The sequence below is a fragment of the Acidisarcina sp. genome (genome assembly GCA_035539175.1).
GTDB lineage: Bacteria > Acidobacteriota > Terriglobia > Terriglobales > Acidobacteriaceae > JANXZS01.
Genome location: DATLIY010000011.1, coordinates 94,992 through 109,226, shown reverse-complemented (window position 1 = coordinate 109,226; position 14,235 = coordinate 94,992). Strand labels below are relative to the sequence as shown.

The 14,235-nt window shown below is 60.5% G+C and carries 13 protein-coding genes; 8 read left to right on the top strand and 5 right to left on the bottom strand.

The features are described 5' to 3' along the window. Positions 1-5: 5 nt before the first annotated feature. Entirely contained in the window at positions 6-1,502 is a 1,497-nt protein-coding gene (gene purF, locus VM554_14795; GenBank protein HVJ09643.1) for an amidophosphoribosyltransferase, read from the top strand. Positions 1,503-1,651: 149 nt separating this feature from the next. After that, the gene (locus tag VM554_14790; GenBank protein ID HVJ09642.1) at positions 1,652-1,978 is read left to right on the top strand and encodes a DUF6496 domain-containing protein; all 327 of its coding nucleotides are present in this window, start codon (positions 1,652-1,654) and stop codon (positions 1,976-1,978) included. Positions 1,979-2,033: 55 nt separating this feature from the next. Here VM554_14790 and VM554_14785 read toward each other — a convergent pair whose 3' ends face one another. From VM554_14785 to VM554_14775, 3 genes are all read right to left on the bottom strand, one after another. Continuing rightward, on the bottom strand, positions 2,034-2,351 hold the full coding sequence (locus VM554_14785; GenBank protein HVJ09641.1) for a zinc ribbon domain-containing protein: 318 nt from the start codon (positions 2,349-2,351) through the stop codon (positions 2,034-2,036). Positions 2,352-2,406: 55 nt separating this feature from the next. Further along, entirely contained in the window at positions 2,407-4,005 is a 1,599-nt protein-coding gene (serA, locus tag VM554_14780) for a phosphoglycerate dehydrogenase (protein ID HVJ09640.1), read from the bottom strand. 113 nt (positions 4,006-4,118) lie between these two features. Further along, complete coding sequence (locus VM554_14775) at positions 4,119-5,291, bottom strand: alanine--glyoxylate aminotransferase family protein (GenBank protein ID HVJ09639.1); 1,173 nt, start codon at positions 5,289-5,291, stop codon at positions 4,119-4,121. Positions 5,292-5,439: 148 nt separating this feature from the next. Here VM554_14775 and VM554_14770 point away from each other — a divergent pair, with 148 nt between their 5' ends. Beyond that, entirely contained in the window at positions 5,440-5,907 is a 468-nt protein-coding gene (locus tag VM554_14770; protein HVJ09638.1) for a GatB/YqeY domain-containing protein, read from the top strand. Positions 5,908-5,971: 64 nt separating this feature from the next. Here VM554_14770 and VM554_14765 read toward each other — a convergent pair whose 3' ends face one another. Next, positions 5,972-6,688 (bottom strand): ribonuclease HI family protein, encoded by a 717-nt coding sequence (locus VM554_14765; GenBank protein ID HVJ09637.1) that lies wholly within the window; start codon positions 6,686-6,688, stop codon positions 5,972-5,974. Between the two features lie 83 nt (positions 6,689-6,771). Between VM554_14765 and VM554_14760 the strand changes: the two genes are divergently transcribed. The 5 genes from VM554_14760 (at position 6,772) to VM554_14740 (ending at position 13,326) form a co-directional block, all read left to right on the top strand. Next, a complete protein-coding gene (locus tag VM554_14760) occupies positions 6,772-9,096 on the top strand; it encodes a GH92 family glycosyl hydrolase (protein HVJ09636.1) in 2,325 nt (774 codons plus the stop codon). A 295-nt stretch (positions 9,097-9,391) separates the two neighbouring features. After that, positions 9,392-9,955, top strand: coding sequence for a sigma-70 family RNA polymerase sigma factor (locus tag VM554_14755; GenBank protein HVJ09635.1), 564 nt, complete (start codon positions 9,392-9,394; stop codon positions 9,953-9,955). Between the two features lie 31 nt (positions 9,956-9,986). Further along, positions 9,987-10,946 (top strand): HEAT repeat domain-containing protein, encoded by a 960-nt coding sequence (locus VM554_14750; GenBank protein ID HVJ09634.1) that lies wholly within the window; start codon positions 9,987-9,989, stop codon positions 10,944-10,946. Between the two features lie 62 nt (positions 10,947-11,008). Then, on the top strand, positions 11,009-12,160 hold the full coding sequence (locus VM554_14745) for a PDZ domain-containing protein (GenBank protein HVJ09633.1): 1,152 nt from the start codon (positions 11,009-11,011) through the stop codon (positions 12,158-12,160). A gap of 131 nt (positions 12,161-12,291) precedes the next feature. Continuing rightward, positions 12,292-13,326 (top strand): radical SAM protein, encoded by a 1,035-nt coding sequence (locus VM554_14740; GenBank protein ID HVJ09632.1) that lies wholly within the window; start codon positions 12,292-12,294, stop codon positions 13,324-13,326. Positions 13,327-13,400: 74 nt separating this feature from the next. Here VM554_14740 and VM554_14735 read toward each other — a convergent pair whose 3' ends face one another. Continuing rightward, positions 13,401-14,096: a thioredoxin domain-containing protein gene (locus VM554_14735; protein ID HVJ09631.1), complete on the bottom strand. Its 696-nt coding sequence runs from the start codon at positions 14,094-14,096 to the stop codon at positions 13,401-13,403. Positions 14,097-14,235 lie beyond the last annotated feature (139 nt).

Below are 14,235 nucleotides of genomic sequence, written 5' to 3'. Positions count from 1 at the left end.
CGACGATGATCGAGTCTGCCATCGACAAGTTCGCCGACGAGCAAGAGAATCCGTCGGATCTGCACTTCGATAAGCTGCGCGAAGAGTGCGGCGTTGTCGCCATCCATGGCCACCCGGACGCCGCCCGCCAGGCTTACCTCGCATTGTATGCACTGCAACATCGTGGGCAGGAGTCTGCGGGAATTGCCACCGCCGACTACACCAATCTCTCCAACATCAAGGGCATGGGACTTGTCGCCGAAATCTTCACGGAAGATGTGCTGGCCAAGCTTCCTGGTGAAATGGCCATCGGCCACACGCGCTACTCCACCACCGGCGATTCGGCTCTGCTGAATGCCCAGCCAATTCGCGTTGACTCCACCAAGGGCCTGATTGCCATCGCGCACAATGGCAACCTGGTGAATCTTGGAAAGGTCCGCACCCGCCTGGAGCGGGAGGGCGCCTTCTTCCAGACCACCAGCGACTCAGAAATTATCGTGCAGCTCATCGCGCACTCCGCGGAAGATACCCTCGTAGACGCAATTGCCGACTCCTTAAGGCAAGTGGATGGAGCCTTCTCCATCGTCATGATGACGCGCGACCGGATCTTCGCCGCCCGCGATCCGTATGGCTTCCGCCCGCTCTCCATGGGGCGCATCAGCAATCCTGAAGGCCCGGATACGATCGTCTTTGCCTCGGAGACCTGCGCGCTCGATCTGCTGCGTGCCCAGTATGAGCGCGAGGTCAAACCCGGCGAGCTCATCATGGTGACCCGCGATGGAATTACCTCGCGGCAATACTCCACCGGCACTCCGCAGGCCAGTTGCATCTTTGAGCACGTTTACTTCGCACGCCCGGATAGCCGCATCTTCGGCCGCTGGGTGCAGGACAGCCGCGAAGAGATGGGGCGTCAGCTCTCACGCGAATCCGGCGTACCTGCCGATCTCGTCGTCCCCGTCCCTGACTCCGGCGTCACCGCCGCCATTGGATACGCAGCCGAAAGCGGCATTCCCTTCCGCTTCGGGCTCATCCGTAATCACTATGTGGGGCGTACGTTCATTGAACCGGAGCAGCGCGTCCGCGACTTCGGCGTCAAGCTTAAGCTCAACCCGGTTCGCAATCTGCTCGAAGGCAAGCGCATCATCCTCGTCGATGACTCCATCATTCGCGGGACGACCAGCCGCAAGATCGTGCGCATGGTCCGCGCCGCGGGAGCAAAAGAGGTTCACCTGCGCATCAGTTGCCCTCCCACCATCTCGCCATGCTTCTATGGCGTGGACACGCCCAGCAAGAAGGACCTGATCGCTGCCAATAACACCGTTGAGGAGATTCGGCAGTTTATTGAGGCGGATTCCCTGGCCTACCTCTCGCTCGAAGGGCTGGAGCACGCCTGCAACGGCGGCGAAGGCAATCACTACTGCACGGCATGCTACACCGGCGTCTATCCCACGCAATGGGTCGATGTAGACGAGATTCAACCGGCGACAGCAGGAGCAGATCCAATTCCCGCAGGCCGCAAGTAATCCCGGTCCCGTGGTGGACTGAAGCCAGATCCACCACGCTTCCCTGACATAGAAGCGCTGCGGCTCACTTCCTTCCAACCCCGCTCGCTGCTCCCACTGCACAACCTTCGCTGCACCCTGCGCTTCCCATATAGTCGGGGAGAAACTACATGGCAACTACAAAGAAGCGGAGTTCTGCGAAGAGCACGAAGAAGAAGTCATCTACCGCCAAGAAGTCATCCACCGCGAAGAAAGCCTCCACCAAAAAGAAAGCTTCCACTACGAAGAAAGCTTCCACGAAAAAGAAAGCCTCTACCAGGAAGTATGGCCCTAAAGCCTCTGCCAGCGTCGAACGTGAGATGAAGGCCATGAAGCAAGGCAAGCTGAAGTCAGGCCGTAGCGGAAAGAAGGTGACAAGTCGCAAACAGGCTATCGCCATCGGCCTGTCGGAGGCGCGCCGCGCCGGGGCAAAGGTCCCCTCTAAAAAATCCAAATAGCGCCGCAGATGATTCAGGCGCCCACCTGGCGAGCGCCCTGAATCCTCCGAACAGCTCAGCTATTGCCGGAAGGCGTATTGGACGAACTGGTCGTCCCTGGTGCTGCGGGTTTTGCGCTACTCGCATCACTCGCGGCAGAAGAGGACGGCGTTGCCGCAGGGCTCGGAGAGGAAGTGTGTGATTCGTTCCTCGTCTTGCTGTGGTAGTCCGTCTCGTAAAAGCCCGATCCCTTGAAGCGTATAGCGGGAGCGGAGATGAGCCGCTCCACCTCGCCCTTGCATACCGGACAAACCTTCACATAGGGCGCACTGAAGGATTGAATCTTCTCGAATTGGTGACCGCAACTCTTGCAGCGGTATTCATAAAGCGGCAACGTGAAACTCCTGGCGACCAGATATTGGTCTACTTCTATTGTAGCCGGGCGCGCATTATGCGTCGCCCAGCCGTACAAAGCGCGCCTCTGTGATTGCGTCCACCGCCAGCAACGCATCCAGCAACGCCTGCGTTACCGGTCCATCCACCTGCACCACCGCAAGCGCGATCACCGGCTTGCCATCGGCAGATTTCTCGGAGCGGCCCAGAGCAAAGTTCGCGATATTCACCTTGTGCTCGCCCAGAATCGTTCCGATTCTTCCGATTACGCCGGGCACGTCGCGATTTCGCATATAGATCAGCGTGCCTTCGAGTGGGGCCTCAACATCGATGCCGTCGCAGGAAAGCAGGCGCGGATACTTGCCGTGCAGCACCGTGGCGCTCGCCTTCGATTCACCGCTCCGCGCATGCAATTCGATCGTCAACACCGAACCCGCGCCACCGGAGACAGCCTCTTCCTTCTCCTCGTGAATCCGGATGCCGCGCTCCTCCGCCACGCTCGCCGCATTAATGCGATTCACCGACTCGGAATGCCCCAGCACGCCCTTGATTGCGCTGTTGCGGACCAGCTCCGTCTTGGCATCCGCCAACCTGCCTGTATAGGTCAAGTGGATGCTCTCCAGGTTGCCGGCGACCGACTCGGCGAGGAACTGGCCCAGCCGCTCCGCCACGTTCATGTAAGGAGCAAGCTGCTGATACTCCTCGTGGGTGAGCGACGTCATGTTCACCGCGTTCTGCACCACACCAAACTTGAGATACTCCCGCACCTGCAGCGCGATCTGCACCCCGACCGCCTCCTGCGCCTCCGCCGTGGAACCGGCGACGTGCGGCGTCAGAATAACGTTGTCCAGCGCGAAGAAAGGCGAATCCTTCAGCGGTTCCTTCGTGAAGACATCCAGAGCTGCGCCTGCCACATGGCCGCTCTTCAGTGCCTCGGCCAGATCGGCTTCCACCACCAGCTCGCCGCGCGCGCAGTTGATGATCCGCACGCCCTTCTTCATCGTGGCCAGCGTCTTCTGATTGATAATGCCGGTTGTCTGCGGCGTCAGCCCGACATGGAGCGTCAGGTAGTCCACCTCGCGAAACATCTCTTCAGCCGTCGCCAGGCGGATTCCATTTTCCCGCGCAATCGCAGCCGACACGTAAGGATCGTGGCCGATGATCTCCATGCCAAACACGCGAGCCCGCCGCGCTACTTCCAGACCGATCCGGCCCAGCCCGAGAATGCCCAGCTTCTTGCCGCGAAGCTCCACGCCCTGCAACGACTTCTTTTCCCACTTGCCGGCGTGCATGCTCGAGTTCGCCTGCGGCAGCTTGCGTCCCAGCGCCAGCATCAGGCCAATCGTCAACTCCGCCACAGCAACCGCATTCGCGCCCGGAGTGTTCATCACAATGATGCCGCGCCGGGTGGCCGCTTCGGCATCGATATTGTCTACTCCCACGCCCGCGCGTCCAATCACGCGAAGCTTGGGTGCGGCTGCCATCAGCGCATCATCCACCTGCACCGCCGAACGAACAACCAGCGCATCGGCGTCGGCGATCTCCGCCGCCAGTCCGTTCTGAATCTGATCGTGAGTCACAACCTGCCAGCCAGCTTCAGCGGCGAACACGTCCACCGTTGCGGATGAAACCTTTTCCGCCAGAACAATCTTCATTTGTCTCCCTATGCTTTCTTAGCTGCGTCTGATGACCAAAACAAGAACCGCGGACGAACTGCCTGTTGCTGAAGCTGCGGACAGCTTTTCGCCGTCCGCAGCTTCAACCATGGCTACTTGCGCGAGGCGTACACCTTCTGCGCGGCAACAAGCGCCTTGCCAAATTCAAATCCCGGCAGTTTGAGAGGATCGACAGCCACCTGTTCCAATGCCCCGACGAGCGAGATGGTGTCCATGTAGTCGAAGAATCCGAGATGCGCAATGCGGAAGATCTTGCCCTTCATCTCGCCCTGTCCATTGGTGATGACCGCGGCAAAACGGCTCTTCAACTCCTTGATGATCGAGCCCGAATCGACGCCCTCCGGCGGCAGCACCGCGGTTACAGCCGCGGCTGGAGAGCTGGGGGCAAACAGCTTCAACCCCATCGCTTCCACTGCCGCGCGCGTCATCGCTGCGCATGTCTCCGCATTCTCCACCAGCAGGATGCGTCCCTTCTCCAGATCGCCGCCACCTTGCGCGGCAATCCAGTCAAACGACGCGCCCAGCGCGGCAATCAACGCCACCGCGGGAGTGTAGGCGGATTCGCCCTTCTGCGCGTTCTTCCGCTCCTTGCGCAGATCGAAGTAATAGCGCGGATTCCGCGAGGAGTCCATCGCCTTCCAGGCACGGTCGCTCACGCTCAGATACGACAGCCCCGGCGGAATCATCACTGCTTTTTGCGAGCCGCCAATCAGCACATCGACGCCCCAGGCATCCACATCGAAGTGCGTAGTGCCCAGCCCGGTGATAGCATCCACCACCAGCAGCGCCTCGCTCTTTGCGTCCTTCAGCAGCTCCGCGACGCCCTGCACCGGATGCCTCACGGCGGTAGAGGTCTCCGTCGCCTGCATGTATACGGCACGCGTATCGGGCTTCAGAGCCTTGCGAACCTCGTCCAGCGAAAAGGTCTCTCCATAAGGAGCCTTCACCACATCGACGACGCAGCCGAATGCCTTCGTCAGATCGCTCCAGCGCTCGCCAAACTTACCTGCGGAGAGCACCAGCACGCGATCGCCCGGCGACGTCAGATTGGAAACTGAGGCCTCCATTGCGCCCGTACCCGAGGCCGAAAGAAGCAGCACATCGTTCTTTGTCCCGACGAAAACCTTCAACTGTTCAAGCACCCTCTGATACAGGGTGCGAAACTCTGGCGTGCGATGGTGAATATCGGCCGCTGCCATAGCGAACTGTGCAGCAGGAAGCAGAGGGGTCGGACCAGGCGTAAACAGACGGGTCTTACGAATCATAGATGTCGTTTTCCTTTGATTCATTGTACTAAGAGCCAGTTCTGAACCCGGGATTCTATAATTAGAAGTTTGCGCCGGTACCCGGCGAAATTCGGGTCACGCGCAGCGTCAAGCATAAAAATTAAAGTGTTTCGACAGGAGATCTCCGGTGAGCCTCGCGGAAAGAGTCAAGAAAGATATGGTCGCCTCAATGAAGGCCCACGACGCAGAACGCACCTCCACCCTGCGCATGGTGATGACGGCACTCAAGAACAAGGAAATCGACAAGCGCAGCGAGCTCTCCGAGGCAGAAGAGATGCAGACCCTGACCACCATGGTCAAACAGCGTCATGATTCCATCGAGCAATTTACCAAGGGCAACCGCCCCGCGCTTGCTCAAAAGGAAGCAGCCGAGATCGTCGTCATTGAGGCCTACATGCCCAAGGTCGCCGGGGAGAGCGAGATTCGCGATACTGTCTCCGCCGTCATCGCCGAGCTCACTGCCTCTGGCGCAAAACCCGGCCCCCGTGAGATGGGAACCGTCATCAAATCCGTTCAGGCGAAGATCCAGGGCTCTGGACTCCGCGCCGATGGCCGCCAGGTAAGCGACATCGTCAAAGCCGAGCTCGCCAAATAATCAGCGCCCGCGAAAAACAAGAATTGGTGCGAGGCGCTGTATAGCGCCTCGGCCCAGCCCCGGCCTACTCCCGCTCAATCTTCACAAACACTCCATCCGGCAGTTCGCCTTCCACCAGATGCACGACGCCGCCCTTCACAAATCCGCGGATCGCCTTCACCGGAGGCTTGGCAGCCGATCTGCCCTCGGAGCCCAAGCGCACCACCGGGATTTGATATCCCGCTGCGCTCGCGCCCGTAGAGGCTCGCCCCTGCCCTCGTTCCGGTCCCTGCTCCGATCCCCGCTCCGATCTATGTTCCGCAGCAGGCGCAGCAGCGCTCGCAGGTTTGCCCATTCCCCGGTCCATCGCCAGATTCGCCAGCCGGTCCGCCTGCTTATTCTTGTCCCGCAGCACATGCTGAATCTGGAAGCTTTTGAGTCGCCCGATGCGGCGTTTCGCCTCTTCGTAAAGCGGCCGCAGCTCCGGACTATTTACGCGATACTGCCCTTTAATCTGCTTCACCATCAGCTCTGAGTCGGAGATTACCCGCAACCTCTCGTGTCCTGCGTCCAGCGCGAACTCGAGCGCCGCCAGCAGCCCCGAATACTCCGCGTAATTATTCGTCTTCCGGCCCAGGAACTCGCTCAGTTCTCCGACAACGGTGCCCTTCTCATCCTGCAGGTAGACCCCGAACCCCGCCGGTCCTGGATTGCCGCGCGAGCCTCCGTCGCAATACGCGATCGTCCAACCCGCCTGCTCACGCTTCTCCGCTTTGGGAGAGTCGAAATTCAATTGATCCATAATTCCAGTCTACCGAACCAAAATAGCGGTCGCGGTGCTACATTTGGAAACGTTACCGTTCAACTCGACGTGGGATAGGACGAATGATCACAAGAAGAACATTTCTCGGTGCTGTTTCCGCTGTTTCCGCCGCCGGACTGGCAAGCTCGCACGGCCTGGACAAACTCGCTTCCGCCGTAGCCCGCTCCTCCTCCGCCCCTGACCTGACCAAATACGTCAAGCTCGCAATCGGCACCGGGGGACATGGACACACGTATCCCGGCGCTACCGTGCCCTTCGGCATGGTGCAGCTCAGTCCGGATACGTTCAACGAGGGCTGGGACCACTGCTCCGGCTACCACTACTCGGACACCTCCATCATGGGATTCAGCCATACCCATCTGAGCGGCACCGGTGCCGCCGATCTGCTGGACTTTCTGCTCATGCCCGGCACTGGCCCGGTCAAAACCGTTCCGGGCAGCCTGGAGCATCCCGAGGAGGGCTACCGCTCCCGCTTCTCCCACGCCGACGAGATCGCCGAGCCCGGCTATTACTCCGTCCTGCTCAAGGACTACGGCATCCGCGCCGAACTCAGTGCCACCGAACGCGCCGGAATTCATAAGTACACCTTTCCCAAGAGCGACTCCAGCCACTTCATCCTTGACCTGACTCACCTGAATGGCGGCAACCCAAAGTCCATTCTCTGGTCGAATGTGAAGTTCGTTGGCAACGACACCATCACCGGCGGACGCAGCACCGCGCTCTGGGCCGCTGGACGCGAAATCTACTTCGCCATGAAGTTCTCCCGGCCCTTCGCCTCCTCTGAGATCGTGGCCGACGATCAAAAGCTCGATCCCTCAGTGCGCCAGAGCGACAGCAAATCGCTCAAGTGCCTCGTCCACTTCCAAACCGCAGAGGGCGAAGTCATCTACGTCAAGACGGGAATCTCCGGCGTGAGCGCGGAAGCCGCAATGAAGAACCTCGATGCCGAAATCCCCGGCTGGGACTTCGCCAAGGTCAAGGCCCAGGCCCACTCCGCCTGGCAGCAGGAACTCTCCGCCATCACGGTTGAGTCCGCCAGCCAGAAGCACAAGGAAATCTTCTATACCGGCCTCTATCACGCCCTCGTCTCCCCTACCCTCTTCGATGACGTCGATGGCCACTACCGCGGCATGGACGGCAAGGTCCATCAACTGGAGCCGGGTCTGCACAACTACAGCACCTTTTCCCTCTGGGATACTTACCGGGCGACCCATCCCCTCTACACCCTCGCACAGGGCAAGCGCGTCCCCGATCTGGTCAACTGCCTCATCCGCATGGCGGACGAAAGCCCGGCAGGCATGCCTGTCTGGCCGCTGCATGCCAGGGAGACCGCCTGCATGACCGGCTACCACTCCGTCGTGGTGATGGCTGAGGCCCACGCCAAGGGCTTCCGCGGGATTGAGTTTGACAAGGCCTATTCCCTGGTCAGAAAGCGCGCCCTGGAAGAGGACTACCAGGGCCTCGCAGCCTTCCGCAAAGAGGGCTACATCGCCTGCGACAAGGAGCCGGAATCAACCAGCAAGACGATGGACTACGCCTATGACAGTTGGGCCGCAGCCCATCTCGCCCGCGCCGCCGGAGCCCATGAGGACGCTGCGCAACTGCTGGCAGGCGCCGGGAATTACCGTAATCTCTACGACAAGACAACGACCTTCATCCGCCCCAAACTTGCCAATGGCGAGTGGGCCGAGCCCTTCAGCCCGATCGAGATCGGCCACTCGAAGCAGTGGCGCGATTACACGGAGTCGAATCCCTGGGTAACGACGTTCTCCGCGCAGCACGACCCCAAGGGCCTGGGCCAGTTGTTCGGCGGCCGCGAGGCTCTCGTTGCCAAGCTCGACGCGCTCTTCAGCGCCCCCTCGGACCTGCCGCCCGATGCGCCGCCCGATATCGCCGGCCTCGTCGGGCAATATGCGCACGGAAACGAGCCCGGCCATCATATCGCCTACCTCTATGCCTGCGCCGGCGCACCCTATAAGACCCAGGAGCGCGTCCGCAGCCTGCTCGAAACCATGTACGACAACCAGCCGGATGGATTGGCAGGAAACGAAGATTGCGGCCAGATGTCGGCCTGGTACATCATCAGCGCCCTCGGCTTTTACGCCGTCGATCCGGTCAGCGCCAACTACGTCTTCGGCTCGCCGCTTTTTGACCGTGCAGCTATCCGGCTGGCCAACGGCAAGGAGCTCGTCCTGGAGACAAAGCGCAAGTCCCCCGAGGACAAATACATCCAATCCGTAACCTTCAACGGGAAGCCCCACACCAAAGTCTGGTTCAGCCATGCCGACGTCGCCAATGGCGGAACCTTCGTCTTTACCATGGGCAGCGAACCCAACAAGGCCTTCGGTGCCGACGAGAGCGCCGCACCGCCCTCCATGACCGCATAACCCCTTCAAAATCGACCGAACCGGCAGTATCCACGACAGGCGGCCCTTCAAGAGCCGCCTGTTTCCTTTTGAATCCGCGAATTCCCGCTCACAAAACCCTGCCCTCCATCGTCTAAACCAGTGCCGCTGCCACCGGCAGCGCTGGATTTGGCAAGGATGGAGCGTGATGATGCCTGCTGACGCCCTGACCCTTCGTTCCCCTTCGAACTGTGCTTCGGGACAAAACTGGACATCCGCGCGGAGGGTACAATCCTCCTCAAGCATGGTGAAGGACGAACGGGCTCGAGCTAGTGAGATGGAACTGATTCGTGAAGCCCAACAGGGCTCGCGAGCAGCGTTCGACACGCTGGTGCGCCAATACGATGCCCAGGTGTTACGCCTTGCGCTGCATCTTACGGGCTCCGAACACGACGCCGAGGATATCCACCAGGAAGCTTTTCTCAAGGCCTATCGCTATCTGGGGAACTTCCGCTTTGAGTGCTCGTTTTATACCTGGCTCTACCGGATCGTCACCAATCTCTGCCTGGACCATCTTCGCCGCCGCAAATCCCGCCGCGAAGAGCAATCGATACTGGTGGATTCGTCCGGCGAGGAGATCGACCTGCTGAGCAATGTGTCCGACGAGCGTCCGGGAGCCAACCCCGCCCGCGAACTGGACCGCAAGCTCCTTGCCCAGAAAATCAAGGCGGCTTTGGACACACTAACCCCGCGCGAACGCATGGTTTTTGAGTTGAAGCACTACCAGGGCCTGAAGTTGAGGACCATCGGAGAGATGCTGCACACCACGGAAGAGACGGCGAAAAACACCCTCTTCCGTGCGACCAGAAAGTTAAGGACGCATCTGACGGAACTACGTTGAGCGGAAGTACGTTGAGGCCAAAGGAAACATCATGAAGTGCGAACTGGCACAAGAAAAAATAGCGCTTGCCGTCTACGGGGAACTGCCGGACGAAGCCAGCCCGGAACTCGATCGACATCTTGCCATCTGCGACGCCTGCCGCCGCGAACTGGAGGCCGTACAGGCACTCCATCAGGCCATGTACCTCTATCCCGTAACGGAGCCCTCCGCCAACCTGCTGGCGCGGACGCGGCTCCGGCTGGAAGACGCCCTCGATACTCTTCCCCGGCAGAGCTGGATGGTTCGCCTGGCACAGAACATGCTTGCCGGAGCAGGCCGTCTGCGTACTGCCCCCGTTGCCGCATCTGTCCTCCTGCTGCTCGGCATTGGCGGCGGAGCTTTTGGCGGATATCACCTGGCGGAGAAACGGGCGGCGGCCAACGCCGCCATTGTTGCCGCTTCCAATGAGGACTTAAGCTCCGCGCAGATTGCCAACGTCAGCAGCATCGTGCGCGAGCCCGATTCGGAGACAGTGGAGGTCAGCTACGACCGCGTCGTGCCCGTCAAGATGCGCGGCTCGCTCGACGACCCCTTTATCCGGAGTCTGCTGCTGGCCGCCGCGCAGGCCAATGGCGATAACGAGATCCGCAGCAATAGCGTCGGGCTGCTCGCCGCCGAGTGCCGCGCCGGCCACCAGTGCAACGGAGGCCCCGTTCGCGACGCCCTGATGGTCTCCGCTCGCTACGATCGCTCTCCGGCGGTACGCCGTAAAGCGCTTGCCGGGCTGGAGCCCTTCATCGCGGAAGACATGCGCGTACGCGATGCCGTCCTGGAGATACTGATGAGCGACGGTGACCCGGCGGTTCGCACCCAGGCCATCAGCGTTCTGCAACCGGTCGAGGCCGACAGCAGCGTGCGCCAGGTGCTCCACACGGTTGCGGTTGAGGACCAGAATCCACACATTCGTAATGCTTCGCAACAGGTGTTGAGCCAGTTGCCCGAAATACAATGACGCCGGCGAGGTCTGTACGTCCGGAAAACGTCAGAGGAAGAAATGCAGTCAGGAGTCGTGCGATGAATCCTTTCTTGACGCGAGTTTCGTTCGTCATTCTTGGTTCGTTCTGCCTTGGTTCTCTCAGTCTCGCAGCGCCCGCGGCCTATGCCGCCATGGGAGAAGGCCAATTTTTCCTGCCCATGCAGGATTCGCCTGCCTATCTGGCGCGCCCCTCGCAGGGCTACCTTGGCGTCGACATTCGCGACATCGACAGTGACCGCGCCGGTGCCCTCAAATTGAAGGAGGCCAAAGGCGCGGAAATCGTCACCGTCGACCACGACGCACCAGCCGGCAAATCCGGCCTCAGAGTCCACGACGTCATCCTCGAAATGAATGGCCAGGCCGTCGAAGGCGTCGAGCAGCTCCGCCGCTTGTTACGCGAAACTCCCTCCGGAAGAACCGTTACCTTCGTCGTCAGCCGCAACGGTGTGCTCACCAACGTGAGCGTACAGCTTGCCGATCGCGCCACCGTCGAGCAGGAGGCATGGAACAACCACATCAGCGTCCCGGAGCCGCCTCCCGCCATGGGCTTCAACTCCTCCACTGCAGGCTCGCCCCACGGCCTCATGGGAGGCTGGTCCCTCGGCAAGGGCAGCGCCCTCTACGTGGGAGCCATAATGGATCCCGTCGCCCCCCAGCTCGCCAACTACATCGGCGTACAGGAGGGGATGGGTCTGCTGGTCAAGAGCGTGGATAGCAAGAGCCCCGCCGCCACCGCCGGGCTGAAACAAAACGATGTCGTCCTGAAGATCAACCAGGACACGTTGAGCACCCGTGCCGACTGGGAGCGCGAACTGCGCGAGAACTACGGCAAGAGCGTCCAGCTCACCATCGTCCGCGACCGCAAGCAGCAGGTCCTGACCATGCAGGCCGGCTCCCCCAAGAACCAGAAAAAGAAGAGTGAGCTGGACTGGCCCGGCTTCGCACCCTCCAAAGCCGAGATCGATGCCCTCGTAGCCAGTGCGAAGCAGGAAATGCCCAACATAGATTCCAGGGCTCTGGCGGAAGAGGTCCGCAAATCCCTGAGTGGCGTGAACCCCGACGCCATCCGACAGCAGATGGAGGAGATGCGCCAGCAGATGCCCGAACTCTTCACTCCGCAGCAGATGGATCAGCTTCGCCGCGAAATGGACCGCCTGCGGCAGGAACTCCCCGCGCAGCCGATGGACTGAAGTCCATCCTGAGCTCTCTCCCGGCGCAATCCCAGCCGGATGCGCCAGATACCGCTTCGCCGCCGATCTCCTACCATTCGTCGCCTGCCCCTCGCAGTCTGCGTCCTGGCTGTGATTCAATACAATGAGATATGTCCGTTGCTCGCAAAAAGACCCTTTCCCGCAGCCTGAAGGGCGCCTGGCGCAAGACTCGCGAGCTGGCGCTGGTGGGTCACGCCCTGCTCTCGACCCGGCATGCCGTTATGGCGCAGATCGTTCCCATGCGCTTCTGCAACCTCTCCTGCGCCTACTGCAATGAGTACGATAAGGTCTCCGATCCGGTACCGGTCGACGAGATGCTGCGCCGCATCGACCACCTTGCGCGTCTCGGCACCAGCATCATCACCATCTCCGGCGGCGAGCCGCTGACGCATCCCGACCTCGATCAGATCATCGCCCGCATCCGCCACCACGGCCGCATGGCAGGAATGATCACCAACGGCTATCTGCTCAACCCCGAGCGCATCCAGCGCCTCAACCGCGCCGGGCTCGACCACATGCAGATCTCCATCGACAACGTGGAGCCGGACGAAATCTCCAAGAAGAGCCTCAAGGTCCTCGACAAAAAACTGCAGTTTCTGGCGGAGCACGCTGACTTCCACGTGAACATCAACTCCGTCGTCGGCGGCGGCATCAAGAACCCCCAGGATGCACTCACCGTCAGCCACCGCGCCCTTGAGCTAGGTTTTACCTCGACCATCGGCATCATTCACGACGGCAGTGGCCAGTTGAAGCCGCTCCAGGATGAAGAGCGCCGCGTCTATTTTGAAGTTCGCGGCCTCAAGAAGAAGAACTACTCCCGTTTCAACAAGTTCCAGCTCGCCATTGCCGACGGCAAGCCCAATGATTGGCGCTGCCGCGCCGGATCGCGCTACATCTATGTCTGCGAAGACGGCCTCGTCCACTACTGCTCCCAGCAGCGCGGCTGGCCTGGAATTCCGCTGGCGAAATACACCCGTCAGCACCTCAATCACGAGTTCCTGACAGAAAAATCGTGCTCGCCGAACTGCACCATCTCCTGCGTACACCAGATCTCCTACATCGATCACTGGCGTGCCCCGCAGCATACCCGCGTCAATCCCCCCTCTCAGCACGAGGAGAAGTCTCCGCTGGTCCAGATTCACTAAAGCAGCCGTAAATAGGAAAAGCCGCGATTCGCTCGCGGCTTCACTATTTGGATTACTTGAAATTCTGCGGGGAGCTACTTCTTCGTCGATGCCTTCACGACCCGGTTTTTCGCCGGAGCCGCTGGACTCTTGGTCTCCGCCAATGCCTTGTCGATCATCTCGTAGAGCTTGCTGCGGTCCACCACCTCGACAAACGGCACGCCATTCGTTTTGTTGGTTACCACCCAGATCGTCGGCGTGTGCTCGATGCCTATCCTTTGCCCGAGGGCGTAGTCGGCCTTGACCGCATCCGACAACTTCTTCTGCGGATCGACGACAAAGGGCAACTGGATCTGGTGCTGCGCGGCAAACTTCTCCGTGAACGACCTCAGATCTCCCGGAGTGTGGATCGAGGGCTGCGAGGCATAAACGGCTGCCCGATATTCATCGCCCGTCTTTTTGCCCTTGGTGTCGAACCAGCGGGCATTCACCGCCGCGTCAAAGCTCCACGCGTGAAAGGGCAGCGGGAAGTCGTGGATCAGCAGCGGAATCTTGTACTTCTCCGCCGCCTCCGTCAGCAACGGATAGGCGCGCGAGCAATCCGGACACTCCAGATCCTCGAACACGTAAAGCGCCACGCGTGCCCCGGCGGGCGGCCGGAGCGCCGACTTGTCCCCCACCGGCGTGGGGTTTGAAAACTGGGCAAAGCCCGTCGTGGCCAGCAGGAAGAACACGGCCATCACGGGCAGACTGACAAGGGCATAGCGACGTACTCGTGCAAACAAGGACATGATGATTAGACTCGCGTATCGCGAAATTGTATCCGGACGTGCGTTTGGCGGATCCCTTTCAGCCTATCGCAATCCTGCCCGTCTTGCCATGCGGCTTTCCCCGGGCGAACCTTCCGGAGGCTTTTCTCCCAAGGCGCAG